Raw genomic sequence first — 24,164 nt, forward strand, 5'->3', positions numbered from 1 at the left:
AGGCAGAGAGGCATTAAATTTTGCAAAGTGGTTAAGTTGTTCCATTTTGTGTTTATTTTGATAACATGATGAAAATGTTTATGCTATGACTATTATGCGCATTCTATTTTTTACTGTTTTATATTTGGTTTGCAGTATGCCCCAGGCGATGGCTCCCAAACTGAATTGGGATAAAGCGGTCGACAATGCCATCATTCGTTACGGTTTACGCACCGAACCCGAATTAAAACGCTTTTTTGCCAAAGCTCAGGTTGCCTATCCCCCAAAGGAAGTGGCATTACTCGCTTTTAAAAAAGAACGGCGCATTGAACTCTGGGCAAAGAACGATAATCAGACATGGCGCTACATCCACACCTACCCGTTAACAGCCTTCAGCGGACGTTTAGGACCTAAACTGAAAGAACGTGATGGCCAAATTCCTGAAGGCATTTACCGTCTGGTGACATTTAATCCATTCAGCAGCATGCATTTATCCATGATGATTGATTATCCTAACAATTTTGATCGTCTGCAGGCGATTAAAGACGGCCGACGCCGGCTGGGAAATAACATCTTTCTGCATGGCAAGTCGATGTCAGTAGGCTGCCTGGCCATCGGCGATCGCCCTATTGATCAACTGTTCCTGCTGGCCAGACGAGTGGGGCTAAGTCATATCAAGGTTATTATAGCTCCCAATGACTTGCGCAAAGACAAGCCTGCCACATCCAATTTTGCTCAGCCTCGATGGCTGCCTGAGCTGTACAAGCAAATTGAGGCCGCTCTTAAACCGTTTGAAACAGGAAAGAAAATTTCCTAAGTTCTACCGTTTGCAATGGCAACCTGTTGCCTTCCTGAATGGAAGCGGTTGCCTGCTGGCCATTGATTAGAGAATCATCAATAGTTTCCTGGATTTTTCGACGAAGACAGTGAGGATGTCGGTGTATGGGTTTTTTTAAAAATCAAATCACTCAATTGCTTGCTGAGCTTCTCCCGGATGACCTGCCTGGTTTCTGGCAAAAGAAACGTGATTGAATCAAACAGGGGTTTGTAATTATCATATTCATCGCTCAGTGTTTTGGTACAAAATCCATTGATCTCGCATAAATAGCCATGGATATACTGAATAGTCGTATCATTCTCCATCAACGGAAAATGACTGGAAAACGCCTTTTTGAATTCATCCGGCTCGTCATGGGTGGCTTTTAGTAATAACAGCGTAAAGGCGTCTAAACGATGCTGCCTTTCTTTCTCATCAGCGGTCTGATTAGCTATGGCGTCATAGACTTTGTCGATAAATTCTGCCACTTTTCCAAGATACTCATCCATCTTATGCTGATACGGTTGCACTTCTTGTTTACGAAAACTCATCTCCCTCTCCAAATGCCATTTTGAAACATTATATCGGTATGAACCAGTCAGAGCCTAATTTACTCCAGGATTCATGGTCCCCTGATTGGGAGACTGTATTGCTGCTATCTTTTTATCAAGATAACGCATGACCACCTCATCAATATCAGTATGCAACAGGCATTCTTCCCTGAGTTTTTTAAGGCTGCCGTGTTCTCCATATAAGATTAGCTGATTTAATAAGGGTGTATCCGAACTCTTCTCCATCAGTTTGATTTTAACCACGAGGGGATTCACAATGTCCATGACGATAACGCCGTTTTTCTTTTCAACAATGATACAGGGTTTGTTTTCCTCGCCATTGATAACGATCTTGAAACCGCGATCCATCGTGGCAAATAAAGAATCAATCTTGAACGAAGGAGCCTCCATTTTTCGAATGAATAAGCTGTCGGTGCCTTTTGCTTCGCTGTTTAAACGCGATTTATTAAAAAAAGATGCCATTGCCATTAGTGCCCCGCTGGTATGGCTGATGGTTAAGGTTTTTTGATTGTTCATGGTATTAAGGGTAGCAATGAGCGGCGGGGTTTGTCCTTTGGGAATATTGGTATTATAAAGCTTGATGATGGTATTTTCCGGACAGTACGCAATTAAATTGATGCTGGCTGTTTTGTGCATATCAAGCAGGCTGGTGGTATTCACGTGCCGGCCTTTATCAGCCGATCCGGCGTCTTCCTGGATTGCGCGGGCATAACACCGTTTGACCACTTCATCCACATTGTCAAGGCAGGCGCATACGATGACGGAATTACTGTTTTTTTCCACCAGTTCCCGATGGAACGATTTGTAGGTTACTCCATCGACAATGACATTTGGCCTTTCTTCTTTTTTCGCTTTCAAACGAGCCTCGACCAGTTCACCGACTAAATAGGCACTGTCTTGTGTACGAATAAAGACCTGATCTGTTTCCCTCTGCTCGAAGACCTGGGTATTGGGTTTACAGATTCCACGATAATCATCGGTGGCTAAAGAAACATACTTCACTTTATCGGCTTCAGAGACATATTGACGGGAAATAGTACTTTTACCGCTTGCAGCAGGGCCTAAGAAAACAAGGTCCTGATTATCCTTCAGTTTATAAACCGGCTTTTTAGCGAGCTTGGCTTTCGCTGCCAGATTGTCCATGTGGTTATCCAGGAAATCAGACATCCATTGATGGACGACCTGTTTGCGTATTTTGTTTCTTTCTATCGCCATACAGGCTTCAAACTTTTCACGGTAATTGTCAAAACCCTCTTCAAGATGAGGGTACAGGGTCATCATTTTTAAACGTGCCCGGCTTAAGCAAAGATCATAGACGCCAGTGGTATCATAAGGCGTAAATACTTCATAACCCTTCTTCCATTGCTGGTTTAATTGTGAAAACGCCTCGCTAACGATAAATTCCTCATCCTGACACAGCATCTGAGCGCATTCATTGACCTTTTCAATATCAATTTGATAATCGGTAATCAGGCGCGCCGCCACGTGCAGCAAAAACGCCGTGTGGACAGTCGGCACCAGAACATCCGTCAGCCACCCCTCCTGAGCAATATCAGCCTGGGCTAATTGCTGGTGAATGTCTCCCTCCATAAACCCTGGCTGTAAAATGCGATTAAACTCTTCCTGTAATTTTCTTTCTTTTTTAGTCCATTGAGTAAAGCCTTTCAGCGTCAGAATGTGTCTCATGTTGTAATGAGCCAGCGCGGCCTCTCTTTCTTTTTCCAGTTCAATCACGCCGCGGGGAAAAGGATCCTGATTGAATTTCAATTCAAAGACGGGGGAGGACACCAACCGTGTTTCGGTCTGCAGGGTTTGCATCTTCAATTTTTTATGGCCATTCTCGATGACACGCTCAATTCGAATGGCGCCTAACCGGGTAAACCGTTCTGCAGACTGCTGTCCCGTGTCTTTCTGATGAGCACGAAGAATATCAATGAAAGACTGACGTCTGTATAAATGCCCTGTCGGCAGGTGAGTTGGGGCATCTGGCGCCGGCAATTTCAAGGAGGCTTTGTACTCTAAATCGGCATTATGCTTTTGATTGTAAAAATCAAGGCAGGCTGCCAGTACTTTTTGGGAAAAATCGCTTACGCCTTCGATTTCACCATTTAAATTGCCAGGAATAACATCAAGTATAACGTTGTTTTTATCGTACATAACCGTCATGACATAGTCATTGGGGGTAATGTGGGTATAAGCAATCTCACTTAATTTATTTTTACCGAAAGGGTCTACAAATGATTGCGTATGGAATGCGGGTTTGCCGCGTAAGATATATAGAATTTTGACGTCTTTTTTCCCGCCAAAATCGATGGCAATATTAAATTTATCCGTCACGGAGCGAGTCCCGTCGACTCCGGTTGCAGCAATTAAGGTGGCCGCGGCACCGGAACGCACTTCGTGCTTGTGTAAATTATTTTCCTGCCCGATGAGTAAATGACTATCCGCTGAATATTCCCCTTCGCGTGTCATTTTTTTAGCAAATGACTTGGTCTCAGCTAAAGAATTGGTTAAATTTCCGCCTCTAAAACTCAGCGGAGCCTGTTGCAGACTTAACTTATCGTTTCGATAACTCTGAATGGCATGATAATGGTGAATGTTGGTTTTCAGCCGGGTGGTTATCGTTGCCTTTAATCCATTTCTTAGGGCTATGGCAGGACTTATCAATTCGCCGGCTTCATCCTGTAATAGGCTTTGTTCTTTTTTACTGATACTGTCCCTCACTAAAATATAGGTTCTCTCATTGGTGAATGCGTGAACAACATCCACCAAATCAAGGCGTAACGCTCGGGATGTCATGTTAGCATCCGGGACTATTTGCATCACTTTTTCGCTGGTACTGCAGAACAAAACCCGTTTAACAAACTGCTCAAAATTCCCCGCAGTGGTCGGCGCAGAGAGTCCTGGTACTGCAATAGGGGTTTTATTGTAGTATTCCTTGATGGTTACCAGGTGTTTTTTCAACTCACTTACTTTCTTATCCAATACGTCATCGAGGGCATTAAGGTCATTGTCCAACGAGGCCACCAACTGAATAATTTCTCTCAGCAGATACCTAACCTGATTGATTTCTTCTTTCAATTCAAGAGGTATTTCTGGCAGTGACGTGGCTTCCTTGACGTGGCTATCCACTTCGCTCATCAGACGTTGGCAAGCCCCATGAACCAGTAGATCCTTCAATTTATTCAGATTACCGGGTTGCTCTAGCCATCGATAGAGGGTGAACTTGTACTTTTCATCCTTGACCAGATCGATCGCGGGTAAATAAGACAAAAAGACATCATGATTGACTTCTTCACCAGCCAGGTAATGGTATCCTTTGATTTTTAATGTTTCGGTAGAGTGAAGAGCAAGGTCACCGGTATGCCCGCGTTGGGCAGTAATCGCTAGAATAGCCGGTAACTGAGCGTTCAGTTGCTCCTGAGCGATTTGCTCATCGCAGTCCAATCTCAGCGTTTTTAAAGGAATCGTATCGGTTATTTTTTCCCCCGAGGGAGAAAGGACCGTATATTGCAGGCTTTGATTTATAACCTCAACGTAGAGAGTATTTCTTTTTAAAGGCGTTTTAGGCTTACTGACCTCGCCCGAGTAACTGACTGCGTTTAAAAATTCTGCCAGGGTGGTACGGTTTAGTGGGGCAGGCGGAGTAACCCGTTGATCCGTTGGACGGCCTTTATTGTATTCGTAAGCTATCCTGTCAGTGAACGATATCAGAAATTTATCAAACACTGGATTACTGGCTAGATAATCTAACAATTGCTGATAATCGTCGGTTTTTTTAATTTTGGAAAAATTCGGGTAATTTTTGCCTAGTTTTTTTTCTTGCAGCACCATGTCCGTTAAAATCGTGTCCAATTCCTCTTCCGTCTTTATTCCTGCGGAAGCGAGGGTATCCATGGTTAATTGGTTGGAATGCCCGTTGCTGATCCTGAGCGCCAGTTTTTTGGTAAAGAGTGCGTAATCGGCATTGCTGTTCAGTGTATCAAACACCGCCTGTAAAATGGCTTCATTGTAAGATTCGACTCCAAGCGTCTTGATGACCTCCTGTTGAATAGCCATGTCATTTTTCTCAGCATCCTGCAAAATAACCAGTGCCACTTCAGGAGCAATATTATCCCACTGATAAGCCTTTCCTCCTCTGACTTGCTGGTAAGAGAAACTTGTAGCCGACACCTCAATGGCTTGTCTTACACTCCGATGAAACTCATACCGAGGTAAATCACTCACCTCCGGCTTGCCAAAGTTGACTCTTTTATTGGAATATAACTTAACCATATTGAAAAACACCAAGCCTTATTGGCAATGTTTTGATTATATGTAAGGTAAATTAAGGAATAGTTAAGTCTCCGTACGCAGTCTTTATGTTATTGCAGCAAATAAACACTATACTGATAAAAAAATAACCTGTATTTAGGCATGCCTACTTTTCGTCAACAATCCTGGTCTACCATCGATTTTGAATCCCTGCCCCCGCAGGACTCGCTCCTCGCCTGCCTGGTGCTAATAACCCGCTATTATCAAAATCCCTACTCTGCACAATCCTTAACAGCGAGACTCCCACTGAAAAAAGGCCGCCTGGATGTTAACCTCCTGCCGCGTGCAGCGGAGAGAGCGTCTTTAAGCAGTAAGTTGCTGCACGGCGGAATTAATGACTTCAATCATGACGCATTACCCGTGATCCTATTGCTGGCAAATGAGAAAGCCTGCCTGCTCATCCAGGATGACGCAGGGAAACAAAAGATCATTCATCCTGCCTCTCCCCATGTTTTAGCTGAACCGGAAACCATCGCAAACGATTACAGCGGTCAGGCGATTCAGCTTCAACCACGCTATAAATACACCACTCGATCTGAAGAAACACTGGGCAAGCCGCCTAAAAACTGGTTTTGGAAAGTCATCATTAAATCCATTCCCACCTACTCGGAAGTGCTGGTAGCCTCCCTGCTAATCAATTTATTTGCCCTGGTCATTCCACTGTTTACCATGAATGTGTATGACCGGGTCGTACCAAACAATGCCATAGAAACCATGTGGGTGTTAGCCAGCGGCGTGGCTTTGGTCTTTATTTTTGATTTAATTTTCAAAACACTGCGCGCTTATTTCCTTGATTTGGCCAGTAAACGCACGGATGAAGAACTGTCTGCTTCGATATTTGAACAGATATTGGGCATTAACATGATGACCCGCCCCAAATCGGTCGGCGCTTTGGCCAACACGGTACAATCCTTTGAGGTTTTTCGCGACTTTATTACCTCAAGTACCATCACTGTGCTGATTGATCTGCCTTTTTCCCTACTGTACATCTTCGTCATTTATTTCATTGCCGGCAATCTCTTTTTAATACCGCTGCTCATTATTCCTCTGATTCTGGCGATTGGAATTGTTCTCCAGTGGCCATTGATTAAATTAACACGTCAATCTTACCAGTTTGCCGCCGAAAAGCAGGCGACACTGTTTGAATCACTGTCAAACATCGAAGCCATTAAAACAACCGGCGCCGAATCCGTTCTGCAATCCCGATGGGAGCAATTAATTCATCTCGCGGCCAAAAACGGCATTCGATTGAGAATGGTATCCAATTCCAGCATTAACTTAAGTCTTTTTGCCCAACAGGCCGCAACCATCATTATCATCATTGCCGGCGTGTATGCCATCAGCGAGGGGGAATTAACAACAGGGGCGTTGATTGCCTGCACTATCCTCACCGGCCGCGCCCTGGGGCCTATGCCGCAACTGGCCTCCCTGTTGACCCGTTATTATCAATCCGTCAATGCGCTTAAATCCTTAAACCGGATTATGCAATTGCCCGTTGATGCCGAAGAAACAGTTCGTTATTTAAATCGTCCGGTTTTACAGGGTCACATTGAATTCAAGCAGGTTAGTTTCTCCTATGACGACACCAATGCCGTGCTCAAACACATCAACTTTAAAATCGTCCCGGGCGAGCGTGTCGCCATCATTGGCCGGGTGGGTTCAGGAAAATCCACATTAGCCCGTTTGATTTTAAAATTGTATCTGCCGACTGAAGGCACCATTTTGCTGGACGGTACGGATTATCGACAAATCAATCCCGACGATTTACGCCAGCAGATTGGTTATGTCCCTCAGGATGTGTCGCTGTTTTATGGCAGCGTCAGGGAAAATATCATCATTGGCGCACCTTTTATTGATGACGCCGCTCTGATTCGCGCGGCCAATATCGCGGGGGTCGGTTCCTTTACCAATAAGCACCCGAATGGCTTTGATCGACAGGTGGGTGAAAAAGGCAGCGAATTATCTGGAGGCCAGCGGCAATCGGTTGCCATTGCCAGGGCCCTGTTACGTGACCCCAACATTTTAATACTCGATGAACCAACCTCGGCCATGGATGACAGCAGTGAGCGCCGCCTGAAAAAGGAGCTGGATAACCATCTTTCCAAGACCCATACTTTGCTGTTAGTGACCCATAAATTGTCGATGCTTGAACTGGTCAATCGTCTTATTGTACTGGACGACGGCTTTATCATCGCGGATGGGCCTAAGGAATCGGTGCTGGCTGCTTTAAAAGCAGGCATGCCCATTGATAAGGGGGGCCAATGATTCACGTTGAGAGACCTCGCTTCTTTGCCCATGTTATTCTGTGGAGCACGGCCTTATTCCTGCTTTGCGCTCTGCTCTGGGCTGATTTTGCCATGTTGGACGAGGTCACTGTCGGGCAAGGCAAAGTGATCCCTTCAAGCCAGGTACAAATCATTCAAAACCTGGAAGGAGGCATCGTCAATAAACTGTTTGTGAAGGAAGGCGAAGTCGTCGATGCCAATCAGGTGTTAATGCAAATTGATAACACCCGTTTCATGGCCACTTTTAAGGAAGCGCAAAAAAAAATGGTCTCCCTGCAAATGCAAATCCTTCGCATTAATGCCGAGATGAATGAAGTCCCCATGCTCGTTCCAGATGACCTGTTAAAAGAAAACCCTGAACTCGCTGAGGCTGAAAAAGCACTCTTTGACTCCCGTCAGGAACAGTTAAAACAACTCAATTTAGCCCTGAAACTGGCAGTTAAAGAGTTGGATTTATCCAAGCCCCTGGTCAGTCGGGGCGCGGTTTCAGAAGTGGAAATCATACGTCTGGAACGTACCGTCAATGAGATAAAGGGCAAGATTTCACAATTCAAATCCGAAGCCCTGGAGCAGCTTAACAAAGCCAAGGGCGATCTCGCAGCCTTGAAAGAGGCACACACGGCCGATGCCGATCGTCTAGTCCGAACGACGGTGCGCTCACCGGTGAAAGGCATTGTCAAGCGCATCAAAATCAACACTGTTGGCGGTGTGATTCAACCTGGGATGGACATCATCGAAATTGTGCCGCTGGATGACACCTTGCTGATTGAGGCCAAGATCAAACCCTCAGACATTGGCTTTATCAAGCATGGCCAATCCGCCACGGTGAAATTAACGGCTTATGATTACGCCATTTATGGGGGCTTGTCAGGAAAGGTCGAGCAAATCAGCGCAGACACCATCACTGATGACAAGCAAGGCAAGGAAGAAACGTATTACATTATCCGCGTGCGTACGGATAAGAATTACCTGGGAACTGAAGCCCATCCCCTTTACATTATCCCTGGAATGATGGCCACTGTGGATATTCTTACAGGTCATAAGTCAGTTCTTGATTATCTCCTTAAACCCATCCTTAAGGCCAAACAGACCGCACTGCGTGAACGCTAAGCGAGGATTGCCCATTTAAGTCGGTTCTCGTCAGCGCAGACAAGGCTAAGGCAGGCAAAACTTACCGGTGCATTAAGGCAAAGGGGCAGCGTAAGGTAACTCGTCCTGTGCTGCCCGCGCAGGCGGGCATCCATTTCTATTCGCAAGAAGCAATAAAGCCGTTTACTCATGCTCCGGAGCGACAACGAAAATACCAGGCGCATTACGCAGGTACTCGTTGTAATCCATTCCGTAGCCGAAAATGTAATGATCATCGACCTGCAGGCCCACAAAATCAGCTTCTTTCAGGCCGTTGGGAACGCGCTTGTGATGTTTATCCACCAAAACCGCGCTATACACCTCTCCAGCACCCATTTTCTTAATTTCTTCAATGATTGCTGCCAGCGTCACGCCGCCGTCCAGAATGTCGTCAACAACCAGCACTGTTCTGCCCATTAATTCCACGCTGGGTCTTACTTTCCAAACTAAGTCGCCGCCGGTAATGTCGCCGCGGTATCGGGTGGCGTGTACATAATCCACTTCCAGCGGAAAATCGAGCCTCGGTAACAGGTTACCCATGGGGACCAGTCCACCGATCATCACACAGAGAATGATGGGATTTTTATCGTGCAGCGTTTCCTGAATTTTAATGGCCATACGGTCAAGCGCGGCTTCAACCTCTTTCGTGGTAAATAAAAGAGAGGATTTTTCATAAACATCTTTAATTTTTTCGGGAATAGACATCAAAAAATTCCAAATAATAATTTCAGGGTATTCTAACAGCTTTATTGCCATTCTCCAGCGTTTGCACGTTGACCATGGGCTACTCTTTTCGCTTTCCGGCCATAGGGAACATGCTGATCTTGTTATCATCACGCCCTTTATCACGCATTTTAGCCACGCCCTGCTTTTCCACCTCATCAATACGGAATATGGTGTGCATGGGAATGTAGGTTCTCTTGATTGTGCTGAATTCCATTTTTAAACGCTCTTCGGAGGGATCCACGACCAGTGATGTGTTTTCTCCAAAAACAAACTCTTCCACTTCAAGAAAGCCAAACATCTCGCTCTCGCTTACTTTGCGGGCATAGATTTCGTATACACTGTCCTGATTCGCAAACGTGATACGATAGATTCGTCTTTTTGACATAGCACTGACTCACAAAACCACTTGCCGCTCAGTATAACCAATCTTGAATAAGGGATACAGTAAAATAGCCTATTGATGAGGATTGCGGCACTGGGCCCTGAAAATGGGGGTTGAATCGATCAGCAGATCGGCTGCTTCAGGCTCAGGGAGTGCATCGCTTTCAACGTATTTCTGTACGACAAGGCAATAAAAACCAGCCGGCATGGGTGAAATCATCTTGCCGATCACATTCAGGATTTGTAATCGGCGCCGCCATTTCTCTGTTTTAGCGGGTGGCGCATAATAAAAGGCATTAAAATGACACTGCATGTAACCGCGATGAATAAGCGCCCGCTTGATGGAAAAAACCGATTTGGGATAACCCGCGGCACCGTTAAAACAGGCGTTTTTGGAATAACGCAGCCATCCGCCCCACAGGCTCAGGGGATTAATTCCCAGAAATACCAGATAGCCCATCGGTTTTAACACCCTGTCCCATTCATCGATTGGATTTTCAAGATGAGTAAACGCCTCCAGGGCCAAGGGGGCTATGATGCAGTCAACACTGTCGCGATCCAGGGGCAATTGATTGAGTTTGGTTACCAGGGTGGCTTTATTGGGATCAAAATGAGTCATGGCAAGCCATTTATGCTGAAAACGAAGGGAAGAAAACCATAAGTTCTCGCTACCGCTGCCGAGTTGTAGCATAATTTCACCATGGAGAAGCTGTTTTAGATGAGCCAATTCCGTGTCGAATGCCTGAGCAATGTCCTTGCCCAAAGGACTGGCAAACCATTGCTCAAGTGCACGAAAACGATCGATTGGGTCCTGGCAAGCCAACATGAGCCTCAGACTGGAAAAAAAGTATATTTTTTATCATAGACCGCGCAGCACCAGCAAGCAATGTCCAAATATGGAGATTTATCAATAAATTATGATCAGTAGTCAAGAAAATTATAATTTAGCCGATTTAAATGCAGTAGTGGTAATTTTTGTCTATAGTTATCATATAATTAAAAGGTAAGTTTCCATGGCAACTGCTGCAGAAGAACAACGTTTACAGGGAATTGCTCAGCTGATGGTCCATGAGAGCCTTCTGGACAAAGATAAAGCTATTGAGTACCAGAATCAGGCTCAGGCGAGCAAGCAGTCCTTATTGCAGTATTTAGTCTCCAATAACTTGCTTTCTGCCGAAAAAATTGCGTTTACCGTAGCCCAGAATTTCGGTGTACCGCTGATAGACCTCGATGCAATTGACCCTGAAACCATGCCAACAAGTCTTGTTAATGAGAAATTGATCAGACGTCATTCCATTGTGCCGCTTTTTACACGCGGCAATCACCTGTTCCTGGCGACCGATGATCCAAGCAAACAGGCTTCTCTTAAAGAAATCCAGTTTCACACTGGCCTGCACTCCAATGCCGTCGTCGTTGAAACCAATAAACTCAATAAATTAATCGACAAACTACTGAACGAAAAGGACAGCCAGGGTCTGACCGATTATGTGGAAGACGGTACCACCGATCTCGAAGGCCTTGAGATCAGTGCCGACGATGAGGAACAGGATGCCGACTCCAGTGCGGCCAACGATGATGCGCCTGTGGTTAAATTTGTTAATAAAATTCTGGTTGAAGCCATTAAAAAAGGCGTATCGGATATTCATTTTGAACCTTATGAAAAAGAATACCGCATCCGCTACCGTCAGGATGGTATTTTAACCGAGGTGGCCACTCCACCGGTCAGCCTGTCCAGCCGGATTACTGCCCGGATTAAAGTCATGTCGAACCTTGACATTTCCGAACGCCGTATTCCTCAGGATGGACGCTTTAAAATGAAGCTTTCACGCACCAGAGCCATTGATTTCAGGGTGAGCACCTGCCCCACCGTCGGCGGTGAAAAAGTCGTGATGCGTATTCTTGACCCGGGTTCGACCAAACTGGGCATTGAAGCCCTCGGATTCAGCAGTTGGCAACGAGGACACTTTCTTAAAGCCATTGAAAAGCCGCAAGGCATGATTTTGGTAACCGGCCCGACAGGAAGCGGTAAAACCGTCTCCCTGTACACGGCATTAAATATTTTAAACACCATTGAAACCAACATTTCCACCGCGGAAGATCCGGTGGAAATTAAAGTACCGGGAATTAACCAGGTCAACATCAACCCCAAGGCGGGCCTGACTTTCTCCAGTACGCTGCGCTCTTTTCTTCGTCAGGACCCTGACATCATCATGGTCGGGGAGATTCGCGATCTCGAAACCGCAGAAATCGCGGTCAAGGCCGCCCAAACCGGACACCTGGTGCTGTCAACCCTGCATACCAACAGTGCTGCAGAAACCCTGACCCGTTTAATCAACATGGGTATCCCTTCCTTTAACATTGCAAGTTCGGTAAGCCTGCTTATTGCTCAGCGTCTGGCACGGCGTTTATGCGAACAGTGCAAAGCCCCACGTGATGATTTCACGCCGCAAAGTCTAGTTGAACTGGGTTTTAAAGAAGAGGATGCACAGCACGTCACGCCCTACAAGGCGGTGGGCTGCAATCAATGCAACAACGGCTACAGGGGGCGGGTTGGTCTTTTTGAAGTCATGCCCATGTCAAAAGCCATAGGTCAGATTATTATGACGGGCGGCAATTCACTGGACATCCTTAAACAGGCTCAAACCGAAGGCATGCTGACGATTTATCAATCAGGTCTCGAAAAAATCAAAGACGGTGTCACCACCATTGAGGAGGTCAATCGGGTAACCGTTGATTAAAGACCATGGAAAAAGCAAAAAACGACATCATTACCTACCAATGGGAAGGGGTGAATAAAGCCGGCGAGAAGGTAAATGGGGTCATTGATGCCCGAAGCCTTGCCATTGCCAAAGCCGACCTTCGCAAACAGGGTATCATTACTAAAAAAGTCGTTAAAAAACGAAAGCCCTTTTTTGACAAAAAAAATAAGAAAATTACGCAGGGCGATATTACTGTGTTCAGCCGCCAGATGGCAACCATGATCGAGGCCGGCATTCCCTTGATTCAATCCTTTGATATCGTCGCCAAGGGCCAAAGCAACCAGAAAATGCGTGACCTTATCGATACCATTAAACGGGATGTGGAAACTGGACTGACACTGGCTGAATCGCTGCAGAAACACCCTGCCTATTTTAATGAACTCTTTTGTAACCTGGTGGATGCCGGTGAAAAATCAGGCTCCCTGGAAATCATGCTGGACAAGGTCGCGACTTATAAGGAAAAAATTGAAACAATCAAGAAGAAAATCAAAAAAGCTTTAACCTACCCCATGGCCGTACTGGTTGTTGCTTTTTTAGTGACTACCGCGTTGATGATATTCGTGGTACCCCAGTTTGAATCCCTGTTTGAAGGATTTGGCGCTGATTTACCCGCCATGACCCGAATGGTAGTGGACATGTCTGAATTTTTCCAATCCTATTGGTACATTATGTTCGGCGCCATAGGCGGCGCCATTTATGCTTTTATCTATTTTAAAAACCACTCGCCGCAATTCGCCCACTCCATTGATCGAGCCATGTTAAAATTCCCGGTAGTAGGCCCCATCCTTGAAAAAGCCGCCATTGCCCGTTTTACCCGAACCCTCTCCATTACCTTTGCAGCCGGTTTGCCTCTGGTTGAAGCTTTAAAGTCGGTCTCCGGCGCGACCGGTAACATTCTTTATGCCAAAGCCACTGATAAGATCAGGGAGGAAGTGTCCACCGGTCAGCAAATGCAGGTGGCGATGGACAATACCCACCTGTTTCCTAATATGGTAATCCAGATGGTGGCCATTGGTGAAGAATCCGGGGCCCTGGAACAAATGCTTGGTAAAGTGGCGGATTTCTACGAAGAAGAAGTGGATAACGCCGTGGATGCCTTGAGCAGCTTGCTCGAACCCATTATCATGTCCATTTTAGGGGTTTTAGTCGGGGGCCTGGTCGTGGCCATGTATCTGCCGATTTTCAAACTGGGTTCAGCGGTCTAAGGAACAGGAATTCCATGGAATTAAATCATCTTCTTGCCACTTATCTTTATGTTTTCATTGGCATCCTTTCATTACTGGTAGGCAGCCTGCTCAATGTGGTCATTTATCGCCTCCCCATCATGCTTCGCGCTGAATTCCTGCGGGACTATCAAGAGTTGACAAACCAGACAAGCCATGAAAAAAAACCGCCCCTTAATCTGTTTTTACCGCGATCTTTCTGCCCGGCCTGTCAAAACACGGTCAAGGCGCGCCACAATATCCCGATTATCAGTTACCTCTGGCTGCGCGGCAAATGCGCTTATTGCGGCCATCCCATTTCCAAACGCTACCCTCTGGTTGAATCAGTGACCCTGCTGCTGTCATTAGCGGCCATGTGGCACTTTGGCTTAACCCTGCATCTGCCATTTGTTCTGCTGTTCATCTGGCTGCTTATTCCGATGTTTTTCATTGATTTGGACCATCAGCTGCTTCCTGACAGTTTAACGCTTGGGCTTCTCTGGCTTGGGCTCCTCGCCAACACAGCCAATCTCTTTACTCCTCTTCCCATTGCTGTTCTAAGTGCAGCCGGTGCTTACCTGATTCTCTGGCTATTTATTCAGTTGTTTTATCTGGTGACAGGCAAAGTCGGTATGGGCAATGGGGATTTTAAACTGTTTGCCGCCTTCGGTGCCTGGCTTGGCTGGACACAATTGCCGCTTATTTTATTGCTGGCCTCCATATCGGGAGCAATAATAGGCTCAATTTACCTGCGCCTGCAACAAAAAGGCAGTGAAACCCCCATCGCCTTCGGTCCCTTTTTATGCATCGCCGGACTGATTTCACTGTTTTACGGTAAAGACATCATCAACTGGTACTTGAAACTCTGGTTTTAGATGCAACGCATGAAGCCCCCGCCTGTGCGGGGGATGACCAAACACATGCAGAATGGAATTGATTTAAGAATTGAGCGACGTACCGCCACCGCTTCGGCGTTTCATCAGAGCGGAAAAGAATTCCGGTTTGTTAAGGCCAATGGCTGCGAAAATCTGAGGTACTTTGTCCCAGCTGTTTTCCTGTTCGATGCTTGCGACAACCAACTCAAAGCCCTTATCCCGATCCACTGACACGCCCCAGCCATTGATGTAGCATAAGCCATGCAGCCGCTTAGCCTGGACATGCCCTAGCGCTTCCGCTGCCTGCAAATAAGCCAGGGCTTCGTCATAGAGCTGGCGCATTTGCCGTTCGTTGCTGGAACTGGCGAAAACACCACCCTTTTGCAATTCATCACGGAACTTGGCTTCTTCAAGCAGATGACTTCCCAATTCGTATTGTGCTGTACTGTCATCCAGATTGGTGGAAGCACGCAGGGTTTCCCACACCATTTCATCAGCGAACGGAAATTTTTTATTTCCTTTCAATAACTTGTAAACAGAAGCCAACTGGTGATAAAGACCTTTCTCCTTGGCCACCATGTCCTCTGTGGGTTGATTATGAACACGACTTTGCTGCATTGACTTGATCTTCTTAGTCAATGACTTCACTTTATGGCCTTTAAAAAGAATCATCTCGTCCCCCTTAATCGACAGTTGGCACAGCCATCAGCCATTCAAAAAACCAAAGAGCCACCACGGCCAGTATGATTAAAATAATCAGTTTGGCGCCAAAACTGAATGTTTCCTTGACATCCTCACGCAGATTAACCATGGACTCTTCTTCTGCTTCCTCATTGACAATGCCATGAATGCGATTATCAATCGCATTGGAAATAAAATAGGAAATGACTCCAGCGACAATGGCTGGCAGCAGAACAATGAGAAAAACAATACCGCCCGCAGCGATTTCACTCATCGAATACGATTCTTTCAGATTTTCCCGCCAGATAAAGACAAACTCCGGTACATCGTAATTCCAGTTCCAGAGCGCGGCGGGTAAAATATAGAATGAAAAAAGCAAGAAGCTTAAGCCAACGACCAAGGCTATCATGCCAATAATAAAGAGGACTTTATTCTGCTCAAAGCGATCATGTTCCATAATGCCTAATCCATTCAGTTGGGGAAAATCTGGAATTTGCAATGACTCTGCACAATTATATTTATTTTCCTGTAACATAATGATTATAAGAAGGTATGCGGAATTAGGCAAAGCAAATATGCGGCCGCCGCATCAGTCAGAGTGGGTAAACGTTATTACATGAGGATTTTCGATGCGACATGTGTTTATGATTTCCGACGGGACGGGTATTACCGCTGAAAACCTGGGCAATAGCCTGATGACCCAGTTTGGCAATATCCCCTTTGAAAAGCGAACAGTACCCTATGTCGATACCATCGAAAAAGCCGAAGCGGTGGTGCTGGAAATAAATCAACGTTTTGAAGAAACCGGAGCTAAACCGCTGGTGTTCATGACGCTCATCAACAGTGAAATTGCCCAAACCATTAAGCAGGCCCATGCCTGTGTTTATGATTTATTTAATACTTTTCTTGGCCCGCTGGAAAAAGAACTCAATTCCAAATCATCCTATACGGTTGGCCGTGCGCACGGAGTCGCTAATACGCAATCCTACACGCACCGTATTGAAGCCATTGATTACGCGCTGGCCCATGATGATGGGGTCAAAATTCGCGGCTACGATCAGGCCGACATCATCCTAATTGGCGTCTCTCGCTGCGGAAAAACACCAAGCTGTCTGTACATGGCCCTGCATTTTGGCGTTCTGGCGGCAAACTACCCGTTTACCGAAGAAGACTTATCCAGTTTCCGTTTACCGGATAGCCTGCGCCCGTACAAGAGCAAATTATTCGGTTTAACCATCGATGCTGAACGTTTGCAGCATATCCGCACTGAAAGGCGTCCGAACAGCAAGTACGCCTCGGCGGAACAGTGCCGGCTTGAAGTCGCTGAAGTCGAAGCCATGTATCGACGTGAAAACATTCCCTACCTTAATTCCACCCGTTTTTCCATTGAGGAAATAGCCACCAAGGTGTTAGCCATCGCTGGAATCAAGCGGAAATTTTAACGCTCGCCTGCCTTGATGGCGTCGGCTGAATTAATTGAATAAAGGCGAACCGGAAAGAAGAGTAACCCGGGATTGGACTTAGCCACCCGGGTTGATGACACCGCGACAATCCGCCTTATGCCTGCCAAAGCGTCATGAAGTCAGTCACCGGCATTGCGCTCAGGGTATTGGTGTCATTCATGGCTTTCAGGATTTCATCGCATCGTTCGTCAGAGAAGCGGGTATTGATATTACGGATAAATTTATCCATCAATACAGGAATCCCCTCTTCACGACGGCGTTGATGACCAATGGGGTACTCTACCGTGATTAAATCCGTTTGGCTGCCATCATTGAAATGAATACGCATGCTATTGGCAATCGAACGCTTTTCCGGATCATGGTAATCTTGAGAAAAACGTGCATTTTCAGTGACTTGCATTTTGGCGCGCAACGCATCAATGCGTGGATCGGAGGCCACATCGTCTTCATAGTGTTCTGCTTTCAAGTCGCCATGCAGTAAAGCAACTGCCACCATGTACTGCAGGCAGTGATCACGATCGGCCGGATTATGCAAAGCGCCCTGCTTACTGATAATACGGATAGCCGACTCATGCGTTACCAATTCAATGCGGCTTATTTCCGAAAGTCGGGTTTTAATCTGGCCATGCAGCTGCACCGCACACTCGACCGCCGTTTGGGCATGAAATTCGGCAGGATAGGATAATTTAAACAACACATTTTCCATCACATAAGAACCATACGGTCTTTGGAATTTAAACGGCTTACCGTCAAACAGCACGTCGTAAAACCCCCACTTGGGTGCCGAAAGTGCACTGGGATAGCCCATTTCTCCACTTGCGGAAATCAGAGCAAGACGAACGGCTCGGGATGTAGCATCACCTGCCGCCCAGGATTTACGGGAACCGGCATTGGGTGCATGGCGATAAGTCCTTAAGCTTTGGCCATCCACGAACACCTGTGACAAGGTACGCATCAGTTGATCCCTGTTAGCACCCAGCAATAAGGCAGCCACCGCACTGCTTGCGACTTTAACCAGAATGACATGGTCAAGACCAACACGGTTAAAGCTGTTTTCCAGAGCCAGACAACCCTGTATTTCATGAGCTTTGATCATGGCGGTCAAGACGGTGTGCATGGACAGCGGCGGCTGGTTGTTTTTTATATTCTGACGGCTGATGTAATCGGCTACTGCCAGAATGGCTCCCAGATTATCCGAAGGATGGCCCCACTCGGCTGCAAGCCAGGTATCATTAAAGTCCAGCCAGCGGATCATGGTGCCAATGTTAAAGGCAGCCTGCACGGGATCAAGCTCATATCCTGTCCCCGGAACACGCGCTCCGCCGGACAATAGAGCACCCGGTACAACAGGGCCAAGCAATTTGGTGCATTCTGGAAAATTTAAAGCCAGCATGCCGCAGCCCAAGGTATCCATCAGGCACAACCGGGCAGTTTCATAAGCCTTCGGGCTCTTGATTTCATGGTTTAACACGTAATCTGCAATGTCACTGATTACTTTGTCATAATCGGGTTTTACATTGTCTTCAACATACGAATGCATATTATCCTCTTGCTTCAATGGCTACATAGGCTCTTGGTTCAGGCCCCGTGTACTCGGACGTGGGTCGAATTAACCGATTGTCTGCACGTTGTTCGAAAACATGCGCAGACCAGCCAGTAATTCGTGACATCACGAAAATGGGTGTAAACAGCGGCGTCGGAATATCCACGTAGTGGTAGGCCGATGCACTGTAGAAATCCAGATTGGGGAATAATTTCTTCTCACGTCGCATGACGGCCTCGACGCGCTCGGAAACGTTGAACAATTGCGTGTCGTTTTTCGCCATGGCGAGTTTTTTTGACCAGGATTTGATGATATCGGAACGCGGATCGCAGTCTTTATACACCCGATGGCCAAACCCCATGATTTTGGCTTTTTGAGCCAGCATAATCATTAATTTTTCTTCTGCTTCATCCGGATCGCGAAACTGGCTCAGCAGCTCCATGGCCGCTTCATTGGCGCCACCATGCAAGGGCCCTCTTAAGGTGCCGATGGCTGTAGTAATGGCCGAATAAAAATCAGATAAAGTTGCCGCCGTGACTCTGGCTGCAAAGGTTGACGCATTAAATTCATGCTCCGCATACAGAATCAGAGAAACATTCATCATGTCGCGCTCAAGCGTGGAAGGCTTACGTCCATGAAGGAGGGCGATGAAATGACCGCCAATGGTCTCCTCGTCACTGAATTCTGACATTTCCTTGCCCTTGAAATGCCAGGCATACCAATAACACATAATTCCCGGAAACAGCGCCAGCAATCGGTCAGCGATATCATACTGCTGTTTAAAATCATGCTCAGGCTCCAATGTACCGAGCATAGAACAGGCCGTTCTTAACACATCCATGGGATGAGTGTCTTTCGGCATCAGCTTCAACACGGTTTTTAAGGTGTCAGGGATCGCCCTTAAACCGGCCAGCTTTTGAGTGTAACGGGTCAGTTCATCACGTGTTGGCAAATGGCCATAGTGCAGCAGATAAGCCACTTCTTCAAACGTGGCATAGGCGGCTAAATCATCAATAGAATAGCCGCGGTAATTCAATCCAGCGCCCTCATGCCCCACAGTCGCGATAGCCGATTGACCCGCAATCACCCCTTCCAGCCCGGCTGTACTATTGACCATGCTCTCCCTCCATTAATTCATCCAGTTTTTTTTCATAATCGTGGTAACCCAGAACATCATACAGATCGCTGCGCGTCTGCATGGTATCCAGCAAATCACGCTGTGTCCCTTCCCGTACTACGGTCGTGTAGACTTTTAAAGCCGCATAAGCCATGGCGCGAAACGCGCTCAGGGGATAAAGAATCAGACCCACTCCGGCATCTGCCAGTTCCCGCCGTGTAAACAAGGGTGTTTTGCCAAATTCGGTGATGTTGGCCAGCACAGGCACTTTCACCTGCTCAGCAAATTCACGGTATTCTTCCAGTCGGGTCATGGCTTCAGGAAAAATCATGTCCGCACCGAGCGCCACACAATGCAGCGCCCTGTCGATCGCCGCCGTCATCCCCTCGACAGCATAGGCATCTGTCCGGGCCATGATGACAAAATCATCACTGATGCGCGCATCGACGGCAGCTTTAATTCGATCCCCCATTTCGTGCAGGGAAACAATGGCCTTGTTGGGGCGGTGGCCGCAGCGCTTGGCAAGAACCTGATCTTCAATATGAATGGCGGCAACGCCGGTTTTTTCCATCAGTTTAACTGTTCTGGCAATATTAAAGGCATGCCCCCAGCCGGTGTCCACATCAACCAGCAGCGGCAAATCACAGGCATCGGTAATACGGCGTGCATCCTCAAGCACCTCGCTTAAGTTGGTCATTCCCAAATCGGGAAGGCCATAAGAGGCATTGGCTACACCGGCACCGGAAAGATAGATGGCCTGACACCCGGCCTGCTTCGCCAGCAAGGCGGTATAGGCATTGATGGTTCCCATGACCTGTAAAGGCGCTTGCTCCCTGACCAGTTTTCGAAACTGTTTCCCTGAAGGACATGACGACACGTTGTTCTCCCTAAACATCCAATTCGCTTTTTTATCACGATGGGAGAAGGATGGCAACAATCAGGTTATTGAAAAATCATCTGATTTCCAGTGAAGGACGACTGGAAGGAGGAAGAAGCCCGGGGATACCCCGGGCCTGATGCTTATTTGGCAGAGAGTTCTTTCCACCAGTGAGTTTTGGTGTCAGTCGCCCAGTTGCCTTCACGCATACGATTGACGAAGGCTTCTGTTTTCTCAGGGGTTGAAGAATTTTTATCGAGTTTGATGCACCAGTCCCAGTCACCCGTGGTAGACCACATTTTTTCAACACCATCCCATTTCATCATGGAACTTAAATCTGACCAAGGCTTATTTGATTTCATAAAAATTACACTATTCCAAGCGTTCATTATTACTGTCCTTGTTAAAGTTGATTTAAGATTACTTAAGAATACCTTAAGTGATCTCAGAATAGCTCAAATAGGGATGACTTGCCAAAAGAGAGAGAAAAAAAATTTTCACGATTGAGCGGCGTCATTGCAGACGCTCGCTTCAAACCATCGAGTGTTAAATGACCAATTGTCCTTTGGAATACCAGCGGCAGTTTCCGGAAATATAGACCCGCTCATTCTGCATTTCACAGCTCAATTCCCCTTTGCGAAATGAACCCTGAATGGCCTTAAGGCTTTGTTTTTGCAAGCGTTCAGTCCAGAAAGGAGTCAATACGCAATGGGCAGAACCGGTGACTGGATCTTCCGGAATGTTGTGTTTTGGATAAAAGCAACGGGAATAAAAATCCACCTCCACGCCCGGTGCCGTGAGAATCAATCCGCGTTTGGGTAATTTGGCAAGTTCAGTCAGGTTCACGGAAGCCTTAAGCACCTGAGCCTCGTTGTCAAGGACTGCCAGGTAATCAAGATCACTTTCATAAATTTCCAGCAGTGGTTCATCCACCAGCGCAATCAGCAAGGCCGGTTTATCAAAGGCTTTGTAATGGAGCCTTGGAAAATCGAGAACATAGCGATTGCCCCGTTTGCGTACACGGAGCAAGCCGCTTAAACTTTTGAACTCAATGTATTCGCCATCCCCGTATCCCAGCTCAAACAGGGCAAATCCAGCGGCCAGCGTAGCATGACCGCACAAACTGATTTCACCCCGGGGTGTAAACCAGCGGATACGGAACCCTTCGTGGTCACGGATAACGAAGGCGGTTTCTGACAAATTATTTTCAACCGCTATGGCCTGCATCAGTTCATCATTGAGCCATTCGCTCAACAGGCATACCGCGGCGGGATTGCCATGGAAGACTTTATCAGTAAAGGCATCGATCTGGAAAATTTCCATACTTTGCATAGCAGACCTCTTAATTAAAACAAGGATGGCAAGAGTAGCCACCTGACGGATTCATTGCAAGAATTTATTAGGCCGTAATCCATTATTCTTCTGCCTGCGCTTGACGGGACCGAATAATCTGCCTTAATAAAAAGCGTGACGGCGAAACTGCTTTCATCATGCTTCTTGAAAAAAAACCAGGCTCGCCGCTGATTTGCCCGGCAAGCCATTCGGCACTGAGAGGAATGGTCGTTAATCCCCGCGAACCAAAGCCGGCACAAACATACAGCCCAGGATACACCGGCGGTGGCACCTTGATCCAGCGTTCGGCATGGCTGTCCAAGCCGGCATAGCATGCTAAAAACTCATCTTCAACCGGAACTGCTCCCACCAGAGGAAGGTAATCCGGCGTTGCGCCTCTGACGCCAGCCCAGCTTCTGACAATACCGTCACGATAAAATTGAAGCTCGGAAGCCATCGGACTTATTTTTTGCAGATTAGTCGAATCATCTTCAGAGCAACAACGGGCGCGTGGCTGGTTTAGATGATAGGTGGCTCCCAGTGCATGCAGATTGTTTTTCGCCGGAAGCACATGCCCCTCGCCGCACAAAGGCAAGGTTAATCCGGCACTAGCCGCCTGGGCCTGCACGAAAGTGATTTGTCCACCGATGGGTTTGATGGGCAGACCGGCAGTCTGAGCGAATTGATTGGCACGAAAACCCGTGGTGACAATAACAACATCAGCCTCCTGACCGTTGACATGCCACTGACCGCCTTCAATCTGCATTTCCATGACTGTCGTCTGGCCAAACCACTGCACCTGCGGCGATTGCTGTAACAGGTACAGGCATAATTCACGGCTGTTAAGCCATCCCGAGAGCGGAATGAACAAACCGGAAAACTCGAGGGTGAGCCCCGCCAGTTCGGAGGCCTCTGCCGCTGACACCGGCATGGCCAATTGCGGGTAGGCAAGCAGCCAATCCCGCATGCTCCGCTGCGCTTTTAATTCCCGGGTATTACAAGCCAATTGCAGAATACCCTGCATGTCGCCTTCGACATCAACCCCCGCGACCCGTTTATAAAAAGCCTGCGCATAGAGGAAGGCCGCGAGCATGAATTCGGTTAAGGGTGAACGGTAGGCTGACAGTCTGGGGTACACGACGGCACGCTCATTGCCCGATGCCCCGGCTGCCGCCTGCGGCGCTTCGTCAAACAATTGAACCTGCCATCCCCGCCGGCTTAACGCATGGGCGCAAAAGCACCCGGCCAGGCCTGCGCCGACAATGATGGCTCGCCTTTTTTCACGCATGCTACCCGGAGTATAAAACCAGGGCGTTTGCCGTCTGCGTTTGGATTGACTTGCCTCTGCCAGTTCAGCGGTGAGCATGTGACGCTTTCTGCCGTAGCCTGGTTTTTTCGTAAGACTAAAGCCCGAAGCCTCCAGTCCTGCTTTAACCTGAGCGGCTGCAGAATAAGTGGCCACCGTCGTGCCCGGCCGGGATAGCAGTGCCATGGTTTGAAACAGGGAGTGAGTCCACATGCGCTCGTTTCTACGGGGTGAAAAACCATCGAGATACCAGGCGTCGACGGCGGTATGAGAAAGTGCCCGGTCCAATTCCCTGTCGCCTGACAGGAGCAATTCGTCAAAACAGTGTTGAGCATCACCCAGCATCAGGATTAAATGAATGCGTCCCTGATCAAACGTCAAACGGTGAAAACCCGGTGTCAGAACAGGGTATTCTTCAAGGAGTTGCTGTGAAAACGCCTGCAGGGGCGGCCATAATTGGAGGCAAGCCTCTAAATCCTCTTTCTTTAACGGAAATTTTTCACAACTGAAATAGAACAAACGTGCGTTTTGAGGGGCGTGATTTTGCCAGAATTGCCAGGTCAACAGGAAATTAAGGCCCGTACCAAAACCCGTTTCGGCAATGGTAAACAGGGGGTTCTCCTGCTCATGCAGCCTGGTTAAACGCTCTCGGAGGCAGTTGCCCTCGATGAAAACATACTGCTTTTCCGCAAAACCGTCTTCACGGGAAAAATACACATCATCAAATGCAGGTGAATAAGGCAGACCCTCCTGCCACTGAAGGTCTGCCATCTGAATTACAGTAAAAGGACTACTCAAACCACCCTC

20 protein-coding genes are annotated in these 24,164 nt (G+C 47.3%); 7 read left to right on the plus strand and 13 right to left on the minus strand.

Translation table 11 applies throughout. The features are described 5' to 3' along the window. Nucleotides 1–94: 94 nt before the first annotated feature. Nucleotides 95–796, plus strand: coding sequence for a L,D-transpeptidase family protein (locus tag Lrub_RS00215; protein WP_133134071.1), 702 nt, complete (start codon nucleotides 95–97; stop codon nucleotides 794–796). Between the two features lie 77 nt (nucleotides 797–873). Here the strand turns inward: Lrub_RS00215 and Lrub_RS00220 are convergent, their stop codons facing one another. After that, nucleotides 874–1,347, minus strand: a complete 474-nt coding sequence (locus tag Lrub_RS00220) for a hypothetical protein (RefSeq protein WP_058530187.1) — start codon at nucleotides 1,345–1,347, stop codon at nucleotides 874–876. A gap of 54 nt (nucleotides 1,348–1,401) precedes the next feature. After that, nucleotides 1,402–5,595, minus strand: coding sequence for an ATP-binding protein (locus tag Lrub_RS00225; RefSeq protein WP_237760712.1), 4,194 nt, complete (start codon nucleotides 5,593–5,595; stop codon nucleotides 1,402–1,404). Nucleotides 5,596–5,784: 189 nt separating this feature from the next. Here Lrub_RS00225 and Lrub_RS00230 point away from each other — a divergent pair, with 189 nt between their 5' ends. Further along, nucleotides 5,785–7,947, plus strand: a complete 2,163-nt coding sequence (locus Lrub_RS00230; protein ID WP_058530189.1) for a type I secretion system permease/ATPase — start codon at nucleotides 5,785–5,787, stop codon at nucleotides 7,945–7,947. Beyond that, the gene (locus tag Lrub_RS00235) at nucleotides 7,944–9,077 is read left to right on the plus strand and encodes an HlyD family type I secretion periplasmic adaptor subunit (RefSeq protein ID WP_058530190.1); all 1,134 of its coding nucleotides are present in this window, start codon (nucleotides 7,944–7,946) and stop codon (nucleotides 9,075–9,077) included. The genes Lrub_RS00230 and Lrub_RS00235 overlap by 4 nt, the downstream gene beginning before the upstream one ends. A gap of 162 nt (nucleotides 9,078–9,239) precedes the next feature. Here Lrub_RS00235 and Lrub_RS00240 read toward each other — a convergent pair whose 3' ends face one another. From Lrub_RS00240 to Lrub_RS00250, 3 genes are all read right to left on the minus strand, one after another. Continuing rightward, the gene (locus Lrub_RS00240; protein ID WP_058530257.1) at nucleotides 9,240–9,800 is read right to left on the minus strand and encodes a hypoxanthine-guanine phosphoribosyltransferase; all 561 of its coding nucleotides are present in this window, start codon (nucleotides 9,798–9,800) and stop codon (nucleotides 9,240–9,242) included. A gap of 79 nt (nucleotides 9,801–9,879) precedes the next feature. Beyond that, nucleotides 9,880–10,206 carry a DUF1820 family protein gene (locus tag Lrub_RS00245; protein WP_058530191.1) on the minus strand — a complete coding sequence of 109 codons (327 nt, stop codon included), beginning with the start codon at nucleotides 10,204–10,206 and terminating at the stop codon, nucleotides 9,880–9,882. 69 nt (nucleotides 10,207–10,275) lie between these two features. Continuing rightward, nucleotides 10,276–11,028, minus strand: coding sequence for a class I SAM-dependent methyltransferase (locus Lrub_RS00250; protein WP_058530192.1), 753 nt, complete (start codon nucleotides 11,026–11,028; stop codon nucleotides 10,276–10,278). Between the two features lie 187 nt (nucleotides 11,029–11,215). On the opposite strand from Lrub_RS00250, the gene pilB reads away from it, so the two are divergent. Genes pilB through Lrub_RS00265 form a run of 3 tightly spaced genes read left to right on the plus strand, consistent with a single transcriptional unit; the run spans nucleotide 11,216 to nucleotide 15,038 of the window. Then, nucleotides 11,216–12,940 carry a type IV-A pilus assembly ATPase PilB gene (gene pilB, locus Lrub_RS00255; protein ID WP_058530193.1) on the plus strand — a complete coding sequence of 575 codons (1,725 nt, stop codon included), beginning with the start codon at nucleotides 11,216–11,218 and terminating at the stop codon, nucleotides 12,938–12,940. 5 nt (nucleotides 12,941–12,945) lie between these two features. After that, nucleotides 12,946–14,166 (plus strand): type II secretion system F family protein, encoded by a 1,221-nt coding sequence (locus Lrub_RS00260; RefSeq protein WP_058530194.1) that lies wholly within the window; start codon nucleotides 12,946–12,948, stop codon nucleotides 14,164–14,166. Between the two features lie 14 nt (nucleotides 14,167–14,180). Beyond that, a complete protein-coding gene (locus Lrub_RS00265) occupies nucleotides 14,181–15,038 on the plus strand; it encodes a prepilin peptidase (RefSeq protein ID WP_058530195.1) in 858 nt (285 codons plus the stop codon). 63 nt (nucleotides 15,039–15,101) lie between these two features. Here the strand turns inward: Lrub_RS00265 and Lrub_RS00270 are convergent, their stop codons facing one another. Both Lrub_RS00270 and Lrub_RS00275 read right to left on the minus strand, forming a co-directional pair. Then, a complete protein-coding gene (locus Lrub_RS00270) occupies nucleotides 15,102–15,710 on the minus strand; it encodes an SEL1-like repeat protein (protein WP_058530196.1) in 609 nt (202 codons plus the stop codon). A 10-nt stretch (nucleotides 15,711–15,720) separates the two neighbouring features. Continuing rightward, nucleotides 15,721–16,176: a hypothetical protein gene (locus Lrub_RS00275; RefSeq protein ID WP_065235689.1), complete on the minus strand. Its 456-nt coding sequence runs from the start codon at nucleotides 16,174–16,176 to the stop codon at nucleotides 15,721–15,723. A gap of 172 nt (nucleotides 16,177–16,348) precedes the next feature. Here Lrub_RS00275 and ppsR point away from each other — a divergent pair, with 172 nt between their 5' ends. Next, nucleotides 16,349–17,161 (plus strand): posphoenolpyruvate synthetase regulatory kinase/phosphorylase PpsR, encoded by an 813-nt coding sequence (ppsR, locus tag Lrub_RS00280; protein WP_058530198.1) that lies wholly within the window; start codon nucleotides 16,349–16,351, stop codon nucleotides 17,159–17,161. Nucleotides 17,162–17,276: 115 nt separating this feature from the next. Here the strand turns inward: ppsR and Lrub_RS00285 are convergent, their stop codons facing one another. From Lrub_RS00285 to mnmC, 6 genes are all read right to left on the minus strand, one after another. Beyond that, nucleotides 17,277–18,722, minus strand: a complete 1,446-nt coding sequence (locus Lrub_RS00285) for a bifunctional 2-methylcitrate dehydratase/aconitate hydratase (RefSeq protein WP_058530199.1) — start codon at nucleotides 18,720–18,722, stop codon at nucleotides 17,277–17,279. Nucleotide 18,723: 1 nt separating this feature from the next. Continuing rightward, complete coding sequence (gene prpC, locus Lrub_RS00290) at nucleotides 18,724–19,842, minus strand: bifunctional 2-methylcitrate synthase/citrate synthase (protein WP_058530200.1); 1,119 nt, start codon at nucleotides 19,840–19,842, stop codon at nucleotides 18,724–18,726. Then, nucleotides 19,832–20,719, minus strand: coding sequence for a methylisocitrate lyase (prpB, locus tag Lrub_RS00295; protein ID WP_202813737.1), 888 nt, complete (start codon nucleotides 20,717–20,719; stop codon nucleotides 19,832–19,834). Before prpB ends, prpC begins: the two co-directional genes overlap by 11 nt. A 143-nt stretch (nucleotides 20,720–20,862) precedes the next feature. After that, nucleotides 20,863–21,108, minus strand: coding sequence for a hypothetical protein (locus Lrub_RS00300; RefSeq protein ID WP_058526261.1), 246 nt, complete (start codon nucleotides 21,106–21,108; stop codon nucleotides 20,863–20,865). A 157-nt stretch (nucleotides 21,109–21,265) separates the two neighbouring features. After that, on the minus strand, nucleotides 21,266–22,051 hold the full coding sequence (locus Lrub_RS00305) for a PhzF family phenazine biosynthesis protein (RefSeq protein ID WP_058530202.1): 786 nt from the start codon (nucleotides 22,049–22,051) through the stop codon (nucleotides 21,266–21,268). A gap of 82 nt (nucleotides 22,052–22,133) precedes the next feature. Further along, nucleotides 22,134–24,128 (minus strand): bifunctional tRNA (5-methylaminomethyl-2-thiouridine)(34)-methyltransferase MnmC2/FAD-dependent 5-carboxymethylaminomethyl-2-thiouridine(34) oxidoreductase MnmC1, encoded by a 1,995-nt coding sequence (mnmC, locus tag Lrub_RS00310; protein ID WP_058530203.1) that lies wholly within the window; start codon nucleotides 24,126–24,128, stop codon nucleotides 22,134–22,136. Between the last annotated feature and the right edge of the window lie 36 nt (nucleotides 24,129–24,164).

The organism is Legionella rubrilucens, assembly GCF_001468125.1.
Taxonomy (GTDB): Bacteria; Pseudomonadota; Gammaproteobacteria; order Legionellales; family Legionellaceae; genus Legionella_C; species Legionella_C rubrilucens.

Bases quoted from the DNA above. Each gene is read 5' to 3' on its own strand.
- mnmC (WP_058530203.1), bottom strand. From the start codon at position 24,128: ATGGCAGACCTTCAGTGGCAGGAGGGTCTGCCTTATTCACCTGCATTT.
- Lrub_RS00215 (WP_133134071.1), top strand. From the start codon at position 95: ATGCGCATTCTATTTTTTACTGTTTTATATTTGGTTTGCAGTATGCCC.
- Lrub_RS00245 (WP_058530191.1), bottom strand. From the start codon at position 10,206: ATGTCAAAAAGACGAATCTATCGTATCACGTTTGCGAATCAGGACAGT.
- Lrub_RS00260 (WP_058530194.1), top strand. From the start codon at position 12,946: ATGGAAAAAGCAAAAAACGACATCATTACCTACCAATGGGAAGGGGTG.
- Lrub_RS00240 (WP_058530257.1), bottom strand. From the start codon at position 9,800: ATGTCTATTCCCGAAAAAATTAAAGATGTTTATGAAAAATCCTCTCTT.
- Lrub_RS00275 (WP_065235689.1), bottom strand. From the start codon at position 16,176: ATGGAACATGATCGCTTTGAGCAGAATAAAGTCCTCTTTATTATTGGC.
- Lrub_RS00285 (WP_058530199.1), bottom strand. From the start codon at position 18,722: ATGCATTCGTATGTTGAAGACAATGTAAAACCCGATTATGACAAAGTA.
- Lrub_RS00235 (WP_058530190.1), top strand. From the start codon at position 7,944: ATGATTCACGTTGAGAGACCTCGCTTCTTTGCCCATGTTATTCTGTGG.
- Lrub_RS00265 (WP_058530195.1), top strand. From the start codon at position 14,181: ATGGAATTAAATCATCTTCTTGCCACTTATCTTTATGTTTTCATTGGC.
- Lrub_RS00300 (WP_058526261.1), bottom strand. From the start codon at position 21,108: ATGAACGCTTGGAATAGTGTAATTTTTATGAAATCAAATAAGCCTTGG.
- Lrub_RS00220 (WP_058530187.1), bottom strand. From the start codon at position 1,347: ATGAGTTTTCGTAAACAAGAAGTGCAACCGTATCAGCATAAGATGGAT.
- ppsR (WP_058530198.1), top strand. From the start codon at position 16,349: ATGCGACATGTGTTTATGATTTCCGACGGGACGGGTATTACCGCTGAA.
- Lrub_RS00270 (WP_058530196.1), bottom strand. From the start codon at position 15,710: ATGATTCTTTTTAAAGGCCATAAAGTGAAGTCATTGACTAAGAAGATC.
- Lrub_RS00250 (WP_058530192.1), bottom strand. From the start codon at position 11,028: ATGTTGGCTTGCCAGGACCCAATCGATCGTTTTCGTGCACTTGAGCAA.
- Lrub_RS00305 (WP_058530202.1), bottom strand. From the start codon at position 22,051: ATGCAAAGTATGGAAATTTTCCAGATCGATGCCTTTACTGATAAAGTC.
- prpC (WP_058530200.1), bottom strand. From the start codon at position 19,842: ATGGTCAATAGTACAGCCGGGCTGGAAGGGGTGATTGCGGGTCAATCG.
- pilB (WP_058530193.1), top strand. From the start codon at position 11,216: ATGGCAACTGCTGCAGAAGAACAACGTTTACAGGGAATTGCTCAGCTG.
- Lrub_RS00230 (WP_058530189.1), top strand. From the start codon at position 5,785: ATGCCTACTTTTCGTCAACAATCCTGGTCTACCATCGATTTTGAATCC.